This window comes from Tsukamurella pulmonis, from assembly GCF_900103175.1.
In the GTDB taxonomy this organism is placed as follows: domain Bacteria; phylum Actinomycetota; class Actinomycetes; order Mycobacteriales; family Mycobacteriaceae; genus Tsukamurella; species Tsukamurella pulmonis.
In genome coordinates this window covers 3,277,459-3,297,563 of sequence record NZ_FNLF01000002.1, presented here as the reverse complement: position 1 = coordinate 3,297,563, position 20,105 = coordinate 3,277,459, and the positions used below count along the sequence as shown (strand labels likewise).

19 protein-coding genes are annotated in these 20,105 nt (G+C 71.8%); 13 read left to right on the top strand and 6 right to left on the bottom strand.

The window, feature by feature from the left end; genetic code table 11:
• Window positions 1-103: 103 nt before the first annotated feature.
• The 4 genes from BLQ62_RS16130 to BLQ62_RS16115 all read left to right on the top strand — a co-directional run bounded on the left by BLQ62_RS16130 (window position 104) and on the right by BLQ62_RS16115 (window position 3,405).
• A complete protein-coding gene (locus BLQ62_RS16130) occupies window positions 104-484 on the top strand; it encodes a MarR family transcriptional regulator (protein ID WP_082756761.1) in 381 nt (126 codons plus the stop codon).
• A gap of 106 nt (window positions 485-590) precedes the next feature.
• Window positions 591-1,205: an AmiS/UreI family transporter gene (locus BLQ62_RS16125; RefSeq protein ID WP_068567745.1), complete on the top strand. Its 615-nt coding sequence runs from the start codon at window positions 591-593 to the stop codon at window positions 1,203-1,205.
• Window positions 1,206-1,236: 31 nt separating this feature from the next.
• Window positions 1,237-2,274 carry an aliphatic amidase gene (locus BLQ62_RS16120; protein ID WP_068529741.1) on the top strand — a complete coding sequence of 346 codons (1,038 nt, stop codon included), beginning with the start codon at window positions 1,237-1,239 and terminating at the stop codon, window positions 2,272-2,274.
• A 3-nt stretch (window positions 2,275-2,277) separates the two neighbouring features.
• A complete protein-coding gene (locus BLQ62_RS16115; RefSeq protein ID WP_068567743.1) occupies window positions 2,278-3,405 on the top strand; it encodes an AAA family ATPase in 1,128 nt (375 codons plus the stop codon).
• A gap of 1 nt (window position 3,406) precedes the next feature.
• Here BLQ62_RS16115 and BLQ62_RS16110 read toward each other — a convergent pair whose 3' ends face one another.
• The gene (locus tag BLQ62_RS16110) at window positions 3,407-4,129 is read right to left on the bottom strand and encodes an IclR family transcriptional regulator (protein WP_068529747.1); all 723 of its coding nucleotides are present in this window, start codon (window positions 4,127-4,129) and stop codon (window positions 3,407-3,409) included.
• 87 nt (window positions 4,130-4,216) lie between these two features.
• Between BLQ62_RS16110 and leuC the strand changes: the two genes are divergently transcribed.
• The 3 genes from leuC to BLQ62_RS16095 all read left to right on the top strand — a co-directional run bounded on the left by leuC (window position 4,217) and on the right by BLQ62_RS16095 (window position 7,162).
• Window positions 4,217-5,650 (top strand): 3-isopropylmalate dehydratase large subunit, encoded by a 1,434-nt coding sequence (leuC, locus tag BLQ62_RS16105; RefSeq protein WP_068530520.1) that lies wholly within the window; start codon window positions 4,217-4,219, stop codon window positions 5,648-5,650.
• Between the two features lie 27 nt (window positions 5,651-5,677).
• Window positions 5,678-6,265: a 3-isopropylmalate dehydratase small subunit gene (gene leuD, locus BLQ62_RS16100; protein WP_068529750.1), complete on the top strand. Its 588-nt coding sequence runs from the start codon at window positions 5,678-5,680 to the stop codon at window positions 6,263-6,265.
• A 168-nt stretch (window positions 6,266-6,433) separates the two neighbouring features.
• Window positions 6,434-7,162 (top strand): HU family DNA-binding protein, encoded by a 729-nt coding sequence (locus tag BLQ62_RS16095; protein ID WP_068567741.1) that lies wholly within the window; start codon window positions 6,434-6,436, stop codon window positions 7,160-7,162.
• Window positions 7,163-7,199: 37 nt separating this feature from the next.
• Here BLQ62_RS16095 and BLQ62_RS16090 read toward each other — a convergent pair whose 3' ends face one another.
• Genes BLQ62_RS16090 through cofC form a run of 3 tightly spaced genes read right to left on the bottom strand, consistent with a single transcriptional unit; the run spans window position 7,200 to window position 11,034 of the window.
• Window positions 7,200-8,147: an NUDIX hydrolase gene (locus tag BLQ62_RS16090; RefSeq protein WP_068529755.1), complete on the bottom strand. Its 948-nt coding sequence runs from the start codon at window positions 8,145-8,147 to the stop codon at window positions 7,200-7,202.
• Window positions 8,144-10,336, bottom strand: coding sequence for an RNA degradosome polyphosphate kinase (locus tag BLQ62_RS16085; RefSeq protein WP_068529760.1), 2,193 nt, complete (start codon window positions 10,334-10,336; stop codon window positions 8,144-8,146). The genes BLQ62_RS16090 and BLQ62_RS16085 overlap by 4 nt, the downstream gene beginning before the upstream one ends.
• Window positions 10,333-11,034 carry a 2-phospho-L-lactate guanylyltransferase gene (cofC, locus tag BLQ62_RS16080; protein ID WP_068567739.1) on the bottom strand — a complete coding sequence of 234 codons (702 nt, stop codon included), beginning with the start codon at window positions 11,032-11,034 and terminating at the stop codon, window positions 10,333-10,335. The genes BLQ62_RS16085 and cofC overlap by 4 nt, the downstream gene beginning before the upstream one ends.
• Before the next feature lie 110 nt (window positions 11,035-11,144).
• On the opposite strand from cofC, the gene BLQ62_RS16075 reads away from it, so the two are divergent.
• Together BLQ62_RS16075 and BLQ62_RS16070 are read left to right on the top strand one after the other, a co-directional pair.
• On the top strand, window positions 11,145-12,176 hold the full coding sequence (locus tag BLQ62_RS16075; protein ID WP_068529765.1) for an NAD(P)H-dependent glycerol-3-phosphate dehydrogenase: 1,032 nt from the start codon (window positions 11,145-11,147) through the stop codon (window positions 12,174-12,176).
• A 52-nt stretch (window positions 12,177-12,228) separates the two neighbouring features.
• The gene (locus BLQ62_RS16070; protein WP_068529767.1) at window positions 12,229-13,314 is read left to right on the top strand and encodes a D-alanine--D-alanine ligase family protein; all 1,086 of its coding nucleotides are present in this window, start codon (window positions 12,229-12,231) and stop codon (window positions 13,312-13,314) included.
• 12 nt (window positions 13,315-13,326) lie between these two features.
• Here the strand turns inward: BLQ62_RS16070 and BLQ62_RS16065 are convergent, their stop codons facing one another.
• Window positions 13,327-13,920, bottom strand: coding sequence for a DUF3515 domain-containing protein (locus BLQ62_RS16065; RefSeq protein ID WP_068567737.1), 594 nt, complete (start codon window positions 13,918-13,920; stop codon window positions 13,327-13,329).
• Between the two features lie 19 nt (window positions 13,921-13,939).
• On the opposite strand from BLQ62_RS16065, the gene BLQ62_RS16060 reads away from it, so the two are divergent.
• Both BLQ62_RS16060 and BLQ62_RS16055 read left to right on the top strand, forming a co-directional pair.
• A complete protein-coding gene (locus BLQ62_RS16060; protein ID WP_068529773.1) occupies window positions 13,940-14,959 on the top strand; it encodes a thiamine-phosphate kinase in 1,020 nt (339 codons plus the stop codon).
• Window positions 14,956-15,651: a uracil-DNA glycosylase gene (locus BLQ62_RS16055; protein WP_068529777.1), complete on the top strand. Its 696-nt coding sequence runs from the start codon at window positions 14,956-14,958 to the stop codon at window positions 15,649-15,651. Before BLQ62_RS16060 ends, BLQ62_RS16055 begins: the two co-directional genes overlap by 4 nt.
• Window positions 15,652-15,727: 76 nt before the next feature.
• Here the strand turns inward: BLQ62_RS16055 and rpmB are convergent, their stop codons facing one another.
• The gene (rpmB, locus tag BLQ62_RS16050) at window positions 15,728-15,919 is read right to left on the bottom strand and encodes a 50S ribosomal protein L28 (protein ID WP_068529778.1); all 192 of its coding nucleotides are present in this window, start codon (window positions 15,917-15,919) and stop codon (window positions 15,728-15,730) included.
• Window positions 15,920-16,090: 171 nt separating this feature from the next.
• On the opposite strand from rpmB, the gene BLQ62_RS16045 reads away from it, so the two are divergent.
• Together BLQ62_RS16045 and BLQ62_RS16040 are read left to right on the top strand one after the other, a co-directional pair.
• On the top strand, window positions 16,091-17,755 hold the full coding sequence (locus tag BLQ62_RS16045; RefSeq protein WP_083350812.1) for a DAK2 domain-containing protein: 1,665 nt from the start codon (window positions 16,091-16,093) through the stop codon (window positions 17,753-17,755).
• Complete coding sequence (locus BLQ62_RS16040; protein ID WP_068567733.1) at window positions 17,752-20,100, top strand: ATP-dependent DNA helicase RecG; 2,349 nt, start codon at window positions 17,752-17,754, stop codon at window positions 20,098-20,100. The genes BLQ62_RS16045 and BLQ62_RS16040 overlap by 4 nt, the downstream gene beginning before the upstream one ends.
• Window positions 20,101-20,105: the final 5 nt, after the last annotated feature.

Genomic DNA, 20,105 nt, shown 5'->3' with positions numbered 1-20,105 from the left:
CGCTCGTCTGACAGTCCTGCACTACGGACCGGGTGTGCGGCCGAGCTTACGCGGAGGCCGCCCGCGCCCGCGCCGGAACGCGCTACAGTGATCGCGGATTGCGATGACACAGTCGAAGATCGGGGCGGGCATGGACGGCAGCGCGGATGTGCGGGAGGCGTCGGAGCGCACCGCTTTCGCGGCCGTCTGCGAGGCCGACGATCTGGTCATGAGAGTCCTCCTCCCCGCTCTCGCGGAACACGATCTCACCGTCGAGCACTTCCGCGCGCTCCGGCTCCTGGCCGCCGTGGAGGGGGCCACCGTCGGAGAGCTCGCGGCACGCACCGGCACCACGCCGTCGTCCACCACGCGCCTGGTGGACCGCCTCGTCGAGCGCAATCTCGCCTATCGCCGCCCCGCCCCGGGGGACCGCCGCAGCGTCCTGTTGACGCTCTCGGACACCGGCCGCGAGGTCTGGCAGTCCCTGGTCCTGCGGCTCTCGTAGCGGCTCCCGCCAGCTTTTTCCCCGAATCCGCTGCGCGTTCCCGTCGACCCGCGAATACTACCGATCAGAGATAGTGCCGAATCGGTAATAAATCGGGAGTCGCCACATGACCACCATCGGACTGCTGTTCGTCGGAGCCGTTCTCTTCGTCAACGGGGCCTGGTTCCTCGGGGCGATCTCCGCCCGCGAGGCCGGTGTCTTCAACCTCTTCGTGGGCGCGATGCAGGTCGTGCTGCCCACGCTCGCGGTCGTCGCCGCCGACGGCGACCTGAACGGGATCTTCGGGGCGGGCTCGAGCTACCTCTTCGGTTTCACCTACCTCTACGTGGGCGTGAACAACCTCATGGGCAACGACGGCCGGGGCCTCGGCTGGTACTCGATCTTCGTGGCCGCCATGGCGATCGTGTTCGGCGCGTTCTCGTTCGCCGCCGATCCCGTGCTCGGCGTCGTCTGGTTCGTCTGGGCCGTGATGTGGCTGCTGTTCTTCCTCATCCTGGCCCGCGGCATGACCGCGCTGATGCCCTTCACCGGCTGGCTGATCCTCATCGGATCGCATCTGACCTGCACTGTTCCCGCGCTCCTCATCTGGCGGGGCGCCTGGCCCACCAGCACCTCCGCCGCCGTGGGCGCCGCGGTGATCGCGGTCGCCCTCCTGGTGCTCAGCGCCATGGCCGCCAAAGCGCTGCCGAAGCTGCCGGCCCCCGTCCCCGCAACCGTCTGACCCGCAAACCACCTCAACGAAAGGTTCCACCATGCGTCACGGAGACATCTCCTCGAGCCCGGACACCGTCGGCGTCGCCGTCGTCAACTACAAGATGCCCCGGCTGCACGACCGCGCCGGCGTCATCGAGAACTGTCACAAGATCGCCGAGATGATCGTCGGCATGAAGGCCGGCCTGCCGGGGATGGACCTCGTGGTCTTCCCCGAGTACTCGACGCAGGGCATCATGTACGACCCCGACGAGATGTACGCCACCGCCGCCGCGATCCCGGGCGAGGAGACGAAGATCTTCTCGGACGCCTGCCGCAAGGCGGGCACCTGGGGCGTCTTCTCGATCACCGGCGAGCAGCACGAGGATCACCCGAACAAGCCGCCGTACAACACGTTGATCCTCATCAACGATCAGGGCGAGATCGTCCAGAAGTACCGCAAGATCATCCCCTGGGCCCCGATCGAGGGCTGGTATCCGGGCAGCTCGACGTACGTCGTCGACGGTCCCAAGGGGCTCAAGGTCTCGCTGATCGTCTGCGACGACGGCAACTACCCGGAGATCTGGCGCGACTGCGCCATGAAGGGCGCCGAGCTCGTCGTGCGCTGCCAGGGCTACATGTACCCGTCCAAGGAGCAGCAGGTGCTCATGGCGAAAGCCATGGCGTGGGCCAACAACGTCTACGTCGCCGTCGCCAACGCGGCCGGATTCGACGGCGTCTACTCCTACTTCGGCCACTCGTCGATCATCGGCTTCGACGGCCGCACCCTCGGCGAGACGGGGGAGGAGGAGTACGGCATCCAGTACGCGCAGCTCTCCGTCTCGACGATCCGCGACGCCCGCAAGCACGACCAGTCGCAGAACCACCTTTTCAAGATCCTCCACCGTGGGTACACGGGGATCCACGCCGCGGGCGAGGGCGACAAGGGTGTCGCCGAATGCCCCTTCGACTTCTACAAGCTGTGGGTCACCGACGCCGAGGCCGCCCGCGAGCAGGTCGAATCCTTCACGCGCGACACCATCGGCGTCGCGGAGTGCCCCGTCGGCACCATCCCCACCGAGAAGACCCGCGAGGCGTAGACCGTGCCCTTCATCACCGATCGCCTGGCCGCCGAGGGTGTCGACCTCGGCGGCCGGGAGGCCACCTCGCGCCCCACCGACGAGGAGTTCGCCAAGGCGGCCGTCGGGAGGGTCGACGCCGCCCGGATCCTGGCGCAGCTGCGCGCCAACGTCTTCGGGCAGGATCATGCGATCGAATCGATCTTCAAGACCCTGTCCGTGGTGCAGGCCGGCCTCACCGACAAGACCCGTCCGCTCGCCAGCCACCTGCTGGTGGGCCCGACGGGGACCGGCAAGACGGAGATCGTGCGCCAGCTCGCCTCCGCGCTGCGGACGGGGCCGGACGACTTCTGTCAGGTGGACATGTCGGCCATGGCGCAGGAGCACTACGCGGCCTCCTTCGCCGGCGCGCCGCCCGGGTACTCGGGATCCAAGGAGGGCCTGAGCGTCTTCGACCGCGACCGTATCGAGGGCACCGTCTCGATGCCCGGGATCGTGCTCTTCGACGAGGTCGAGAAGGCGCACACCACGGTGCTGCGCGCGCTCCTGCACGTGCTCGACCGCGGACAGCTCACGCTCGCGAACGGCCAGCAGCGCTACGACTTCCGCAACTGCCTGGTGTTCATGACCTCCAACCTCGGCAGTCGTGAGCTGCGCGCCGAGCAGGAGCGGCCGTGGCACCGCGCCGGCCGTTCGGTCTCCCGGCTGCTGCCCGCACCGGCGGGAGAGCGGGTGGACCGGATTCTGGAGGGCCGCCTCGACCGGATCTCCGAGCAGTCGATCGCCCGGTTCTTCGATCCCGAGTTCCTCAACCGGATCGACGAGGTGACGCTGTTCGAGGAGCTCTCCGAGGACACCGCCGTGGAGGTCGCGCGACACGAGCTGGAGATGTTCGGCGACCGCGCCCGCAAGCGCGGCGTCGATCTGAGCATCGACGACGCGGTGGCTGCCCACCTCGTGGAGATCGGCTTCGACCCGGTCTACGGCGCGCGCTCGGTGCGTCGCGCGATCCGGCACGACGTGTGGCCGATGGTCGCCGAGGCGGTCATCGCGCACCGCGCGGCGCGGATGGCGGACACGACGAGCCGGGTGTCGGCCGTACTGGTCGTGGACGGCGGCGCCGTGCGCTGCCGGGTGGGCGGCGAGGCCTAGTTCAGATCCGTCGCTGCAGCGCCTCGGCCGCCTGCAACAGGTCCGCCGCCCAGCGGGCGCCGGGGCGCCGGCCCATGCGATCGATCGGACCGGAGACGGAGATCGCGGCGATCACCTCGCCGCGCGGATTGCGCACGGGCGCCGAGACGCTGGCGACGCCGGATTCGCGTTCGCCGGCGCTCTGCGCCCATCCGCGCTTGCGGACCTCGGAGAGGGCGCGGTCGGTGAAGAAGGAGTCCGCCCGGGTGTCGGCCCACGCCGCCAGCACCTTGGCCCCGGATCCGGCGGTCATCGGCAGGCGCGAGCCCACCGGTACGGTGTCCCGGAGTCCGGACGGGGGCTCGGCCGCCGCGACGCAGATGCGGTGATCGCCCTCGCGGCGGTAGAGCTGGACCGATTCGCCCGTGATCTCGCGGAGCCGGGGCAGCACCATCGCGGCGGTGTCCACGAGCGCGTCCGCGGTGCTGGCCGCGAGTTCGCGCAGCGCCGAACCGGGGCGCCACAGCCCGTCGCCGTCGCGGGTGAGCAGTCCGTGCAGTTCGAGCCCGACGGCAAGCCGGTGCGCCGTGGCGCGCGGCAGGCCGGTGCGGCCGCACAGGTCGGCCAGGCTCGCGGGCTCCGCCGCGGCCGCGCGCAGCACGGCGACGGACTTGTCGAGCACGCCGATTCCGCTCACCGGGGTGAGGCTTTCGGGGGCGTCCGGCAGTGCGGTATCCTTTCCCATAGTTCGATACTAGGCTCTCGCATGGTGGGATTCAACGCGCAGCCCGCGCCCGCCGGCGAAGCGAAGATGATGAAGCAGGTGGGAAGCATGCAGCCGCGCACAATGGCCGAGAAGGTCTGGGACCAGCACGTCGTCGTCCGGGGGGAGGGCGAGGGCGCCTCGCGCGAGCCCGACCTCATCTACATCGACCTGCACCTCGTGCACGAGGTCACCAGTCCGCAGGCCTTCGACGGGCTGCGTCTGGCGGGCCGGCCGGTGCGCCGCCCCGACCTGACCATCGCCACCGAGGACCACAACGTGCCCACGGACACGCTGGTCCAGCCCATCGCCGACGAGGTCTCCCGGCTCCAGGTGGAGACGCTGCGCCGCAACTGCGCCGAGTTCGGGGTGCGCCTGCACTCGATGGGCGACGGCGAGCAGGGCATCGTCCACGTGATGGGACCGCAGCTCGGGCTCACCCAGCCCGGCATGACGGTCGTGTGCGGCGACAGTCACACCTCGACGCACGGCGCCTTCGGCGCGATCGCCATGGGTATCGGCACCTCCGAGGTCGAGCACGTGCTGGCGACGCAGACGCTGGCGCTCAAGCCCTTCAAGACCATGGCCATCAACGTCTCCGGCGAGTTGCAGCCCGGCGTCACCTCCAAGGACCTGATCCTGGCGATCATCGCCAAGATCGGCACCGGCGGCGGCCAGGGCTACGTCCTCGAGTACCGCGGCAGCGCCATCGAGAAGCTCTCGATGGAGGCGCGGATGACCATCTGCAACATGTCGATCGAGGCCGGCGCCCGCGCGGGGCTGATCGCGCCCGACCGGATCACCTACGACTACATCGAGGGTCGCGAGCACGCGCCCAAGGGTGCCGACTGGGATGCCGCGATCGAGGCGTGGGACGCCCTGCGCACCGACGAGGGGGCCGTTTTCGACGCCGAGGTCGACATCGACGGCAGCGCGCTGACCCCGTTCGTCACCTGGGGGACGAATCCGGGCCAGGGTGCGCCGCTGAGCGCGTCGGTGCCCGATCCCGAGTCGTTCGGCTCCGACGGCGAGAAGGAGACCGCCGCGAAGGCCCTGCAGTACATGGGCCTCGAGGCGGGCACTCCGCTGCGCGACATCGCCGTCGACGCCGTGTTCGTCGGCTCGTGCACCAACGGCCGGATCGAGGACCTGCGCGCCGTCGCCGAGATCCTCCGGGGCCGCAAGGTGGCCGACGGGGTGCGCATGCTCGTCGTTCCCGGATCGATGCGGGTGCGCGCGCAGGCCGAGGAGGAGGGCCTCGGGCAGGTCTTCCTCGACGCGGGCGCCGAGTGGCGCCAGGCCGGATGCTCGATGTGCCTGGGCATGAACCCCGATCAGCTTGCCGCCGGTGAGCGTTCCGCGTCCACGTCGAACCGCAACTTCGAGGGGCGGCAGGGCAAGGGCAGTCGCACGCACCTGGTCTCCCCGGCGGTGGCCGCCGCCACGGCCGTGCGCGGCACGCTCTCCGCCCCCGCCGATCTGGCCCCCGTCGCCGGCGCGTAGCGCCCACCGCAGTCCGAGGAGAACATCATGGAAGCCATCGTCACCCACACCGGTATCGGCGTGCCGCTGCGGCGCACCAACGTCGACACCGATCAGATCATCCCCGCCGTCTACCTCAAGCGCGTGACCCGCACCGGATTCGAGGACGGGCTGTTCTCGGCCTGGCGCGCCGATCCGGACTTCATCCTCAACACCGCGCCCTACGACAAGGGTTCCGTCCTCGTCGCCGGACCGGATTTCGGCACGGGCAGCTCGCGCGAGCACGCCGTGTGGGCACTCATGGACTACGGCTTCCGGGTGGTCATCTCGTCGCGCTTCGCCGACATCTTCCGGGGCAATTCGGGCAAGGCGGGCCTCGTCGCGGCGCTCGTCGAGCAGGAGAACGTCGAACTGCTCTGGAAGGCGCTCGAGAACGAGCCCGGCCTCGAGATCACCGTCGACCTCGAGGACCGGACGGTGACGGCCGGGGACTTGGTAGTTCCCTTCACGATCGACGACTCGGTCCGACACCGCCTGATGGCGGGTCTGGACGACATCGGCATCACGCTGCAGCAGTCGGACGTCATCGCGGATTTTGAAAGCCGCAGGCCCGCATACAAACCCGTGACTCTCTAGCGCGAAAAACCCGCAGTGGCGGCACCGGATCGAACCGGTGCCGCCACTTGTCATTCCGACACACCTTCGATCAAATCTGGCGTGGCTCTTGGATTGAATGCAATTGTGCGTTTACGGTGTCCCTAGTTGGCTCAGCGGTGAGCCTCCGACCACAGAGGAAGATCGTCCATGAACAAGGCAGAACTGATCGAGGCGCTCACCGAGAAGCTGGGCACCGACCGCCGGACCGCCGGCGCCGCCGTCGAGGCGATCGTGGACACGATCGTCCGTGCCGTCCACTCCGGTGAGTCCGTCACCATCACGGGCTTCGGTGTCTTCGAGCAGCGCAAGCGCGCCGCCCGCGTCGCCCGCAACCCCCGCACCGGTGAGACCGTCAAGGTCAAGCCCACCTCCGTCCCCGCGTTCCGCCCCGGTGCGCAGTTCAAGGCCGTGATCTCCGGTTCGGCCAAGCTGCCCTCCTCCGGCCCCGCCGTGCGCCGCAGCTCGGCCACCGCCGCGCCCGCGAAGAAGACGGCCGCCAAGAAGGCTCCGGCCAAGGCCGCCAAGGCGACCGCGACCAAGACCGCCGCGAAGAAGGCTCCGGCCAAGGCCACGAAGGCCGCACCCGCCAAGAAGGCCGCCACCAAGGCGCCTGCGAAGAAGGCCGCGACCAAGGCGCCTGCGAAGAAGGCCGCCACCAAGGCCACTCCGGCCAAGAAGGCCGCGACCAAGGCGCCTGCGAAGAAGGCCGCGACCAAGGCGCCTGCGAAGAAGGCCGCCACCAAGGCCACTCCGGCCAAGAAGGCCGCGACCAAGGCGCCTGCGAAGAAGGCCGCCACTAAGGCGCCCGCCAAGAAGGCTCCCGCCAAGAAGGCTCCCGCCAAGAAGGCTCCCGCCAAGAAGGCCACGAAGAAGTAACCCGCTCGCGGAGCAGGACCCGCTGCCCCTGGAAGCCTCAGTGCTCCAGGGGCAGCGGGCTGTCGATGTGGTCCATCGTCAGGAGCCGGCCGCCCGCAGTGGTGAGCACCCACACGCTCGCCTTGCGGTTGCGTGCCGCGGGGAGGCGCACGTCGTCCGCGCCGGCCCACCAGGCGGTCAGGTCCGGGATCACGCCGCCCTGACTGCACACCACGGGCACCGTGCCCGATTCCTCGCCGCTGCGGGCGATCTCCCGGATCCGCCGGTGCGCGGCCGCCGGGTCGCGCGCGTAGGCCGTCTCCGAGACGGTCGGCTCCTCCAGCAGGGGCAGGCCCGTCTCGGCCGCCAGCGGCTCCAGCGTCTGCGTGCAGCGCACCGGTGGGGCCGACAGGAGGCGACCGGGCCCGAAGGCGCTCAGCAGGTCGACGAGGGCCTCCGCCTGGGCGCGACCGTTGCGGTCCAGCGGTCGCGCCAGATCGTCGCCCTGGTAGCCCTGCTTGCGACCGGCCTTGGCGTGCCGGACGATCAGCATCGTCGCCGTGGACCGCGGCTGTTCCCCGAAGGCGCGCAGGACCTTCTTGTCGATGGGATAGGTCAGCAGCGCCGTGGCGTCCCGCACCGGGAGCCACCGCAGCTCGTCGGTCTCCTCGTTGGGCGCGAACGCGCCCGGACCGGCCAGCGCCGACCAGTACCCGACGCGCTTGCGGACGGTGTCGCCGCCGGGCCCGTGGCGCCGGCGCCGGGGGACGTCGTAGGACACCTGACTCACGGACCGCACGAACCGGGCGGAGAAACCGGTCTCCTCGACCACCTCCCGCAGTCCGGCGACGACGGGGTGCTCGTCGGGCTCGACGTGCCCTTTCGGCAACGACCAGTCGTCGTAGCGGGGACGGTGCACCACGGCCACCTCGGGGCCTTCCGCGCCGGGCCGCCAGAGCACGCCCCCGGAGGCGCGGACGACCGCGCCCTCGCCCCCGCCGCTCACCGCTGGCTCGCGCGGTGCGCGCGCATCAGTTCCCGCTGGTGGTCCCGGACCTTCTCGCCGGAGACGGGGGAGGCGTTCCAGTTGCCGTCCGCGTCGAGCACCCAGCACCGGGTGGCGGGATCGAGTGCGGAGTCGAACATCTCGCCCAGTTGACGGGTCAGCCGCGGATCCTTGACCTGGGCCATCACCTCGACGCGACGGTCCAGGTTGCGGTGCATCATGTCGGCGCTGCCGATCCAGTACTCGTCCGCTCCGCGGAAGTGCAGGATCCGGGAGTGCTCGAGGAACTGCCCGAGAATCGAGCGGACCGTGACGTTCTCGCTCACCCCCGGCATGCCCGGTCGCAGCGCGCAGATCCCGCGGACGACGACCTCCACCGGCACTCCGGCCTGGCTGGCGCGGTAGAGAGCGTCGATGATCTGCTCGTCCACCACGGCGTTCGCCTTGAGCTGCACGCCCGCAGGCTTACCCGCGCGGTGCAGCTCGATCTCCTCGTCGATCCGCTCGATGATGCCCGACCGGATCCCGTGCGGCGCGACCATCAGGTTGCGGTACTCCTCCTTGCGGGAGTAGCCGGTGAGCCGGTTGAACAGATCCGTCAGGTCGGCGCCCAGGTCGGGGTCGGCGGTGAACAGGCCGACGTCCTCGTACAGCCGCGCTGTCTTCGGGTTGTAGTTGCCCGTGCCGATGTGGCAGTAGCGGCGGATCGTCGAACCCTCACGCCGCACCACCAGACAGGTCTTGCAGTGCGTCTTCAGGCCGACCAGGCCGTAGACGACGTGCACGCCGGCCTGCTCGAGCTTGCGCGCCCACTTGATGTTCGCCTGTTCGTCGAAGCGCGCCTTGATCTCGACCAGCGCCACGACCTGCTTGCCCGCCTCGGCGGCGTCGATCAGCGCGTCCACGATCGGCGAATCACCGGAGGTGCGGTAGAGCGTCTGCTTGATCGCCAGTACGTGGGGATCGGCGGCGGCCTGCTCGATGAACCGCTGCACGCTGGTGGAGAACGAGTCGTACGGGTGGTGCACCAGCACATCGCCTTCGCGGAGCGTGGAGAACACGCTCTTGGGCGTCTCCCGCTCGCCGAACGCGGGGTGGGTGACGGGGACGAAGGGCTTCTCCTTGAGGTCCGGCCGGTCCACGCCGTAGAGCTCGAACATGCAGTTCAGGTCGAGCAGGCCGGGAACGGTGATGACGTCCGCCGGGTCGACGTCCATCTCGCGCAGCAGCAGTTCGAGCATGTGCTCGGACATGTCCTGGGCCACCTCGAGCCGGACCGGCGAGCCGAAGCGCCGGCGCGCGAGCTCACGCTCGAGCGCCTGCAGCAGGTCCTCGTCGCGATCCTCCTCGACCTCGAAATCGGCGTTGCGCGTGATCCGGAAGACGTGGTGCTCGGAGACCGTCATGCCCGGGAACAGCACATCGAGGTGGGCCGAGATCAGGTCCTCGAGCGGGAGCACCGCGTGGTCCATGCGCTCGCTGCGCACCGACACCATGCGGGCCACGTTGTCCGGCACCTTCACGCGGGCGAAATGCTCGCCGCCCGTGGTGCTGTCGACCACCGCGACCGCCAGGTTGAGCGACAGGCCGGAGATGTACGGGAACGGGTGCGCCGGATCGACGGCGAGCGGCGTCAGCACGGGGAAGACCTGGGTGTGGAAGTAGGCCGTGAGGTCCTCGCGCTCCGACGGGGACAGATCGGCCCAGCTGACCACCGAGATGCCCTGTGCCGCCAACTGAGGCCGCACCGCATCACTGAAGACCAGCGCGTGCTTGTGCGAGAGCTCCTGCGTCCGCTGGGAGATCATGCGCAGCTGCTCGCGCGGCGACAGGCCGTCGGCCGAGCGCACGGAGAGGCCCATCTGGTCGCGCCGCTTGAGTCCCGCGACCCGCACCATGAAGAACTCGTCGAGGTTGGAGGCGAAGATCGCCAGGAACTTCGCGCGCTCGAGAAGCGGCAGCGACGCGTCCTCGGCCATCGCCAGCACGCGCGCGTTGAAATCGAGCCAGCTCAGTTCCCGGTTGAGGTACCGATCGGCGGGGAGGTCACTGGTCACTTCGGCCGGAGCCGCGGGCGGGGCCGTCGGGATCGCCGTCGGCCGGCCCGTGGGCGGGCCGACGGTGTCGGCGACCGCGGTACCGGGTGCGGGCGTCGGATCGGCGGAGGGGGCGTCAGGCTCGGTCGTCACCGTTCCATTCTGGCGTATCGGGCGCGCGGTTTCGACGCGACGGCCCGATCGGCGGCCGCGAGTGCGGCGGCGGTGTGCTCGCCCAGCCGTCCGGCAGCGGCGAGGTCGCGGGGCGTGTCCACGTCGGTGCGCAGGCCGGGCCACGCACCGGCGTGCCGCACGGCGCCGGTCACGCCGTGCGCCGCCGCGGAATCCGGTCCGAAGGCGGCCCGCAGGCCGGTGCCCCCGGGCGCGTAGAGCGCGGCGGTCCCCGTCCCGGCGTGGTCCGGCACGAAGCCCCGTCGGCCCGCCGTCGCCGCGAGGAAGTCCGCGAGCTCGCCGGGCGTGACCCCGGGCAGATCCGCCTGCAGCGCCAGCACCGCGACACCCGGGCCGTGCGCCGCCCGCGCCGCGGCGGCGCCGGCCTCGAGCGCGGCGTTGAGGCCGCCCGGGTCGGGTTCGTCGACGGTGCGGGCGCCGGCCGATTCGGCCGCCGCGCGCACCGCGGGGTCCGGGGAGACCACGTGGATCCCGACGACACCCGGGGCCGCCGCGGCTGCGGCGAGCGTGTCGAGCAGCATCGCCAGCACCAGTCCGGGGACGGCCCCGCGCAGCCCGTCACCGGGGGCGGCGAAGCGCGACTTGGCCGCATCGAGCGACTTCACCGCGGTCACCACCGCGACCTCGGGGGGTGCGTCGACCCCGTGCGGTGACCTCATGCACTCCAATCTAGGCGGGCGGAACCGACCCTGCCGCTTCCGGGCGGGCGATAGGCTCGCGTCCGGTGCCCGCCGATCCGGTGGGCGGGCGTGATGCGAGGAGGGGCCGGATGGTCGACGTTGCGGTGATGGGGGCGGGGTCGTTCGGTACCGCGATGGCGAAGGTCTTCGCGGACGCCACTCGCCCGGAGCCGCACCGCGTGCGGATGTGGTGCCGCCGGCAGGAGGTCGCCGACCAGATCAACACGAGCCGGATCAACGCGCAGTACCTCCCGGAAGGAGTGCTGCCCGAGAACCTCTCCGCGACACACGATCCGGCGGAGGCCATGCGCGGCGCCGGACTCGTCGTCCTGGCCGTCCCGTCGCAGTCGTTGCGCGCCAACCTGCGCGACTGGGGGCACCTCATCCCGCCCGACGTCACCGTCGTGAATCTGGCGAAGGGCATCGAGATCGGCACCCTGGACCGGATGAGCGAGGTCGTCGTCGACGCCGCCGGCATCGACCGGGACCGGCTCGCCGTGCTCACCGGCCCGAACTTCGCCAAGGAGATCGCCAAGGGGCAGCCCACACTCGCCGTGGTCGCGTCCGACAACCCCGACCGCGCCTCCCTCGCCCAGTACCTGGTGCGCACCGACTACTTCCGGCCGTACACCAGTGACGACGTCGTCGGCTGCGAGATCGGCGGCGCCACCAAGAACGTCATCGCGCTGGTCTGCGGCATCGCCTCCGGGATCAACCTGGGGGAGAACTCGCGGGCCGCGATCATCACCCGCGGCCTCGCCGAGACCCTGCGGCTGGGCACCGCGCTCGGCGCCCAGCCGCTCACGCTCGCCGGCCTCGCCGGGGTGGGCGATCTCGTCGCCACCTGCAGCTCGCCGCAGTCGCGCAACTTCAGCTTCGGCGCCCGACTGGGGCAGGGCATGACCGTCGACCAGGCGCAGGCCGCCGCGCACGGGCAGGTCGCCGAGGGCGCGAAGTCGTGCATCTCCATCGCCGACCTGGCGCGCCGCGTCGGTGTCGAGATGCCGCTCACCGAGGCGGTGCGCGCCGTCTGTTACGACGGGGTGCCCGTCTTCCGCGCGATGGACGACCTGCTCAACCGCGACGTCGGCGGCGAGTGGCGCCCGCACGACGTCGAATAGCCCCCGGTAACCGCGTGGCCCTCGTTCCGGCCGACACGTAAGGTGGGCGACCGTGACGGAGCGAATCAGGGTGGCAGTGGTCTTCGGCGGGCGCAGCAGCGAGCATGCGGTCTCGTGCGTATCGGCGGGGAGCATCCTCGCCCATCTCGATCCGGAGCGCTACCAGGTCATCCCCGTGGGGATCACGCAGGCGGGCGCATGGGTGCTCTCCGAGGGCGACGCGACGGCGTTGCGGTTCGCCGATCGCGCGCTCCCGAGCGTGGCGGACGCACCCACGGATCTCGCGCTGTTGCCCGGCGCGGAGCTCGTCTCGGTGCACGCCGACAGCGCGGGTGAGCTCCTGGGCACCGTCGACGTGGTCTTCCCGGTCCTGCACGGGCCGTACGGCGAGGACGGCACCCTGCAGGGCCTGCTGGAGATGGTCGGCGTGCCGTACGTGGGCGCCGGCGTCCTCGCCTCCGCTGCCGGCATGGACAAGGAGTTCGCGAAGAAGCTGCTCGCCGCCGACGGCCTGCCCGTGGGCGATTTCCACGTGCTGCGCCAGCGCGAGACGGAGGTTCCGCCGGAGGTGCTGCACCGCCTGGGGCTGCCGCTGTTCGTCAAGCCCGCCCGCGGCGGATCGTCGATCGGCATCACCCGCGTCACCGACCTGACCGAGCTGCCCGCCGCGATCGCCGAGGCTCGCAGATGGGATCCGAAGGTGATCATCGAGGCGGCCGTGATCGGCCGCGAGGTCGAGATCGGCGTGCTCGAGCGGCCCGACGGCACCGTGGCCGCGTCGGCGATCGCCGAGATCGAGATGGCCGCCGACGCCGAGCACTCCTTCTACGACTTCGAGACCAAGTACCTCGACGACCGGGCGCGCTACACCGTGCCCGCGAACCTCACCGAGGCCGAGGCGGCCGTGATCGGTGACCTCGCGGTGCGTGCCTTCCACGCCTTCGACTGCCAGGGCCTGGCCCGCGTGGACTTCTTCCAGACCCCCGACGGCCCGGTGATCAACGAGGTCAACACCATGCCCGGGTTCACCTCCACCTCGATGTACCCGCGGATGTGGGCGGAGTCCGGCGTGGACTACGCGGAGCTGCTCACCCTGCTCATCGACACCGCCCTGGCGCGCGGCACCGGCCTGCGCTGACCGGTCGCGGCCTCAGCGGCCCAGATCGAGCGAGGCAGCCTGCAGGTGCTCGCGGATCGCGTCCGAGGTCGCCTGCACCGCCGAGGTGCCGGCACCGTCGGGCACCCAGACGGTGACGTACGGGCGGTGGTCGACGGCCGTCCAGTAGCTCCCGCCGTCGGCGGCGGGCGCGCCGGCTGGGGTGGCCTGCAGCCACTGCACGCCGTTGATGATCTGCAGCTTCGCCGTCGCGGTCAGCTCGGCCGGACGCTCGGTGCCGCAGCGCACTTCGACGGCTCCCGCCTTCTCCGAACTCCAGCGCGCGAAGCCGCCGGGCTCGGAGTCGTCGGTGCGACGGTAGCCGTCCAGGTCGGCCGGCAGTGCGCCGAGCACGGTGGCGCACGCGGCCTCGCCGGAGGCGGGCGCCGCGATGGATTTCAGATGGCCGGCCTCCGCCGCGTTGCGCGCGTCGCCCTGCTTCTGCTGGGCCAGGACGAGGAAGGCGATGAAGCAGACCGCCACCGCGACGGGCAGCGCCACGGCCGTGGCGAGGAACGCCGGGCTGCGGCGCTCCTTGGCGGGCGGACCGTCGGGGCCCGCGGTGGTCTTGTCGTCTGCATCGCTCACGTCCGCTACGGTAGCCGCGATGACTTCAGGAGAGCCGGAGAGCCCCGCGCGACCCCGCGTGCGCACGGTGGCGGAGCTGGGGGAGGACGGCGTGATCGCGCTGGCCACCGGCGGTGTGGGCCCGGATCCCCGCGTCCCGGTCGGCCCGGGCGACGACGCCGCCGTCGTCGTGGCGCCCGACGGACGGATGGTCGTCTCCTCCGATGCGATCGTCGAGGGGCGCCACTTCCGGTTCGACCTGACCACGCCGGAGCACGTCGGCCGGCGTGCGATCGCGCAGAACGCCGCCGACATCGCGGCGATGGGCGCGGTGTGCACCGCCTTCACCGTGACCCTCGGGTGCCCGTCCACGACCGGCGAGGACGTCGTCGCGGGCATCTCCCGCGGGACGGCTCGCGGCGCCGCCGAGGCCGGCGGCGCGGTGGCGGGCGGCGACGTGGTGCGCACCGAGCAGGTGCTGCTGGCCGTGACCGTGCTCGGCGATCTGCAGGGGCGGGCTCCGGTGCTGCTCTCGGGCGCGCGCCCCGGCGATGTGGTCGCCGTCTGCGGCACGCTCGGCCGCTCCGCCGCGGGGCTGGCGGTGCTGCTCGCCGGGCGCACCGGTTTCGAGGAACTCGTCGAGGTGTACCGGTGCCCGGTGCCGCCCCTCGCGGCGGGGCCGCAGGCGGCCGAGGCGGGGGCGACCGCGCTCACTGACGTCTCCGACGGCCTGCTGCGGGACGCGCGCGCGCTGGCGAAGGCCTCCGGTGTCCGGATCGAACTCGACGGTGCGCGGCTGGCCCCCGATGCCGACCTCGTCGCCTGCGCGGCGGCGCTGGGCGGCGACGCCGAGCACTGGGTGCGCACCGGGGGCGAGGACCACGCCCTGCTCGCGACCTTCCCGCCCGGCGTCGATATCCCGCCGGAATGGCGCCCCCTCGGGGTGGCGCTCGAGCCCGGCGCACTGCCCGCGGGCACCGTCACCGTCGACGGCGACGCGGGCCCCGCAGCGGGCGGCTGGAACACCTTCACCGAGGACCCCGAGGAGGGCGCGCGATGACGGCGAGACCACTGTCCGACACCGTCGAGGCGGGATGGGCGCGGGCGCTCGCACCCGTCGCCGACGAGATCACGGCGCTGGGCGACTTCCTGCGCGCCGAGAACGCCTCCGGCCGCGGCTACCTCCCGACCGGGGCTGACGTGCTGCGCGCGTTCCGGCAGCCGTTCGACGAGGTCCGGGTGCTCATCGTCGGCCAGGACCCGTATCCCACGCCGGGGCACGCGGTCGGGCTGTCCTTCTCCGTCGACCCGTCTGTGCGGCCGATCCCGCGCAGCCTGCAGAACATCTACCGCGAGTACTGCGAGGACCTGGCGCTCCCGATGCCCGCGAACGGCGATCTGTCGCCGTGGTCGCGGCAGGGCGTGCTGCTGCTCAACCGCGTCCTGACGGTGCGCCCGGGGGAGGCGGCCTCGCATCGCGGGAAGGGCTGGGAGAAGGTCACCGAGTGCGCGATCGACGCGCTGGTCGCGCGGGACGCGCCGCTCGTGGCGATCCTGTGGGGCCGGGACGCGGCCTCGCTGGGCCCGCGCCTCGGCGGCGTGCCGCGGATCGAATCGGTGCACCCGTCGCCGCTGTCCGCCTCCCGCGGATTCTTCGGCTCCCGCCCCTTCTCGAAGGCGAACGAGGCGCTCGCCGGCCTGGGCGCCGAGCCCGTCGATTGGCGCCTGCCGCACCTGGCCCAGGTGCAGTGACGACGCCGTGCCCCGCGCACGACGAAGGCCCGTGACCTCGGGGAGGTCACGGGCCTTCGTGCAAGCTTCTCGCGTACTAGCCGCGAACGACCTTGCCGGCCTTGATGCACGAGGTGCACACGTTCAGGCGCCGGCTCTGGCCGGGCGCGACCTGGGCGCGCACGGTCTGGATGTTCGGGTTCCACCGGCGGTTGGTACGCCGGTGCGAGTGCGAGACCGACTTACCGAAGCCGGGGCCCTTGTCGCAGACGTCGCAGACGGCAGCCATAGTCGTGTACTCCTCGTATCGTTGAAAACCTGTGCTTCGCCCCGCCGGTCGGGACGTGTCGGTGACACGCCCGGACGCGAGGCAACCCTGCAAGCATAGCCGAGGCCGCCGACGGAGCCAAACCGCTCCGGGGCCTCTACTCGGACGGGGGCGCCCACTAGGCTGGCGGGCGTGACGGGACCGATGGCGGAGGACGGCCGCGTGGTGGTGGCCTGGCTGCGGCGCGCCGTCCTCGGACTCGAGCGCGCCGTCGACGAGATCAACACCCTCAACGTCTTCCCGGTGGCCGACGCCGACACCGGAACCAACATGCTGGTCACACTCCGCGCGGCGGCACGCTCCGCCGAGGAGGCGGACCGCACCGAGGGGCCCCACGCCGTCGCCCGCGCGACCGTCGCGGGCGCCGTGGCCGGGGCGCGCGGCAACTCGGGGGTCATCGTCTCGCAGATCATGCGCGGCGTCGCCGCCCAGCTCGGACCCGACGCGGACCTGTCGGCCGAGGGGCTGGCGACCGGTCTGCGCAACGCCACGTCGCTGGTCACCAGCGCCGTCGCCGAGCCGATCGAGGGCACCATCCTGTCGGTGCTGCGGGCCGCGGCCGACGGCGCGGGCGCCGCGCTGGCCGGCGGCGGTGATCTCGCCGCCTGTGCCCGGACCTGTGCGGATGCCGCTTTCGACGCCCTGCTGCGCACGCGCGATCAACTCGCCGACAACGCCGCGGCGGGGGTCGTGGACGCCGGCGGCCGCGGACTGCTGGTGCTGTTGGACGCGCTGGTGGAGGTGACCGCCGGGGCCGCGGCCGAGCGCCCGCGGTTCGGACGGCAGATCGCGCCGCACGTGCACGTGCAGGTCGACACCGGGCACGGGCACGACCACGGCCACGGGGAGGACCCGCCGCGCGGCCCGCACGCCGACTACGAGGTCATGTACCTGCTGCCGGACGCCACCGAGGCCGCGGCGACCCGGTTGCGCGGCGAACTGCAGACCTTCGGCGACTCCGTCGTGGTCGTCGCCGCCGCCGATCCCGACCCCGTCGCGGTGTGGTCGGTGCACACCCACACCACCGAACCCGGCCGGGCGATCCAGGCCGGGCTCGCGCACGGCAAGCTGCGCAGCATCGCCGTGAACGTGCTGCAGGAGACCGGCCACACCGAGACCCCGTTGCAGGCCCTGCTGGACGCGCCGCGCGCGATCGTCGCGCTGGTCTCCGGCGACGGTGCCGCCGAGCTGTTCGCGAGCGCCGGCGCCGAGGTGATCCGCTGCGATCGCGGGATGACCCACGCCGAGCTGCTGGCCGCCCTGCACCGGTTCGAGGGCCGCGAGGTGCTGCTCATGCCGAACGGCGCGCTCCCGACGCCGGAACTGCTCGCGGTCGCCGCGCGCTCGCGCGAGTCGGGAGTGCTCGTGACCCTACTGCCGACTTCGTCGATGGTGCAGGCCATCGCCGCCCTCTCCGTGCACGAGCCGAACGGGCACGCCGCCGACGACACCTACTCCATGGCCGAGGCCGCGGCGGGCGCGCGCTGCGGGTCCGTCGTCGCGGTCACCGAGGACGCGCTGACGATCCTCGGGCCCTGCGGTCCCGGCGACTACCTCGGGATGGTCGGTGGCGAGGTGGTGGTCCTCGAGGAGGACCAGTACTCCGCCGGCGAGGCGCTGGCGGAGCTGCTGCTCGCGACCGGCGGCGATCTGGTGACAGTGCTGATGGGGGAGGCCGCCGACGGCGACTTCCCCGACCGGGTCAGCGCCGCACTGCGCCCGGACCGGCCCGAGGTCGAGGTCGTCGGCTACACCGGCGGGCAGAGCGCCAGCGTGATGGAGATCGGCGTCGAATGAGTTCCGCGCGCACGCTGACGCTGCAGACGCCGCTGGCCGAGGCGCTCGACCCCGAGATCGCCGAGGCGGCGACCGCCGAGCTGGGCCTGTTCACCGTCGGTGATCTGCTGCGGCACTTCCCCTTCCGCTACGAGGGCGGAGCCGTCGAGGACGACGGTACGCGGCGCTCCGAACCCCGGATCGGCGACGACGTGGTGGTCATCGGCACCGTCACCGCGATCACCCCGCCCCGGGCGCACCACCGCGGCAAGAAGATGTTCAAGGTGCAGGTGGTCAACAAGGTCCGGGCCTACGACGTGACCTTCTTCAACTACCTGCCCAAGCCGATCCAGCAGGACCGGCAGCTGCTGTTGATCGGGCGGCTGGGGGAGTTCAACGGCAAGCTGCAGCTCACCCACCCCGAGTGGCTCGTCCTGCCGGACACTTCGATCACGTCGGCGGAGGCGCTCGCCGCCAACGAGGCCGGCTCGACCAAGGCGGGTTCCAAGCGGCTCAAGTTCGCCGACCTGAGCCTGCTGATGCAGCCCACCGTCCCGATCTACCACGGCACCAAGAACATGCCGACGTGGCTGATCCTCTCGCTCGTGGACAGCGTGCTGCAGCGCCTCGCTCCGGTGCCGGAGTCCCTGCCCGCCGACTTCGTCGCGGCGCACGCACTGATGAGCCTCGACGACGCCGTGCGCGCCGCGCACAAGCCCGACGGTCGCGCCCAGGCCGACGGGGCCCGCCGGCGCCTCGCCTTCGACGAGGCCGTGGCGATCGAGAGCGCCCTCGCGCGCCGTGCGCATGACGTCGGCATCGTCGGGGCGCCGCCGCTGCACGCCCCCGACGGTCCGCTGCAGGCCGGGCTCCGGGAGCGGCTTCCGTTCGCGCTCACCGCGGGCCAGGAGGAGGTGCTCGCGGAGATCGTGGGCGACATGGCCCGCGACCACCCGATGACCCGTCTGCTGCAGGGCGAGGTCGGCTCGGGTAAGACCCTCGTCGCGCTGCTGGCGATGCTGGCCGCGGTCGACGCGGGGCACCAGGCCGTGCTGCTCGCCCCGACGGAGGTGCTGGCGACCCAGCACCTGCTGTCGATCACCTCGATGCTCGGCGACCTGGCGCAGGCGGGACAGCTGGGCGCGGCCGAGGCGGCGACGACGGTGACCCTGCTGACGGGTTCGATGACGGTCAAGCAGCGGCGGGCGGCGCTGTTGCGCATCGTGACCGGTGAGGCCGGCATCGTGATCGGCACCCACGCGCTGCTGGAGGACACGGTCGAGTTCTTCCGGCTGGGCCTGGTCGTGGTCGACGAGCAGCACCGGTTCGGCGTCGAGCAGCGCGACCGATTGCGGCGCAAGGGGACCGGTGAGAGCACCGACGACGAATCCATGCCGCACCTGTTGGTGATGACGGCGACGCCGATCCCGCGGACCGTCGCCCTCGCGCAGTTCGGCGACATGACGACCTCCGTGCTGCGGGAGCTCCCGCGCGGCCGCCAGCCGATCCAGACCTCCGTGGTCCCCGAGGATCGTGAGGCCTGGGTGGCGCGGGCGTGGGCGCGCGTCGACGAGGAGGTGCGCGCCGGCCGGCAGGTCTACGTGGTGTGCCCCCGGATCGGCGACGACGCCACGGGTGAGCAGGCCAAGGCCGGCTTCACCGACGAGGACTACGACTTCGACAAGCCCGCTGCGGCCCCGAAGGCCGCGACGCGCACCGCCTCCCGGGATGAGCCCGAGGAGGAGAACGCGAAGCCGAAGACCGTCTCCGCCATCGAGATGTACGACGAGCTGGCCGCCGGCCCGCTCGGCGAGCACCGGATCGCGCTCCTGCACGGGCGCCTGCCCGCCGAGGAGAAGTCCGAGATCATGGCGACCTTCGCCGCCGGCGAGATCGACATCCTGGTGGCCACCACCGTGATCGAGGTCGGCGTGGACGTGGCGAACGCGACCACGATGGTGGTGCGCGACGCCGACCGCTTCGGCATCAGCCAGCTGCATCAGCTGCGCGGCCGCGTCGGTCGTGGCGGCCTCCCCGGCCTCTGCCTGCTCATCACCGCGAGCGGATCGGAGCGCACTCTCGGACGGTTGAACGCGGTGGCCGACACGGTCGACGGCTTCGCGCTCGCCCAGCTCGATCTCGAGTACCGCGGTTTCGGCGACATCCTGGGCGTCGACCAGTCGGGCCTGGCCCGGCGCCTGAGCTTCCTGGACCTCGCGCACGACGGTGACGTGCTGGCCGCCGCCCGCGACCTCGCCTACGGGATCGTCGGCGAGGACCCGGAGCTGGAGCGCCATCCCGCGCTGCGCGCGATGAACGAGGTCGTCCTCGGCGGCGACCGCGGCGACTACCTCGACAAGGCGTAAGCGCC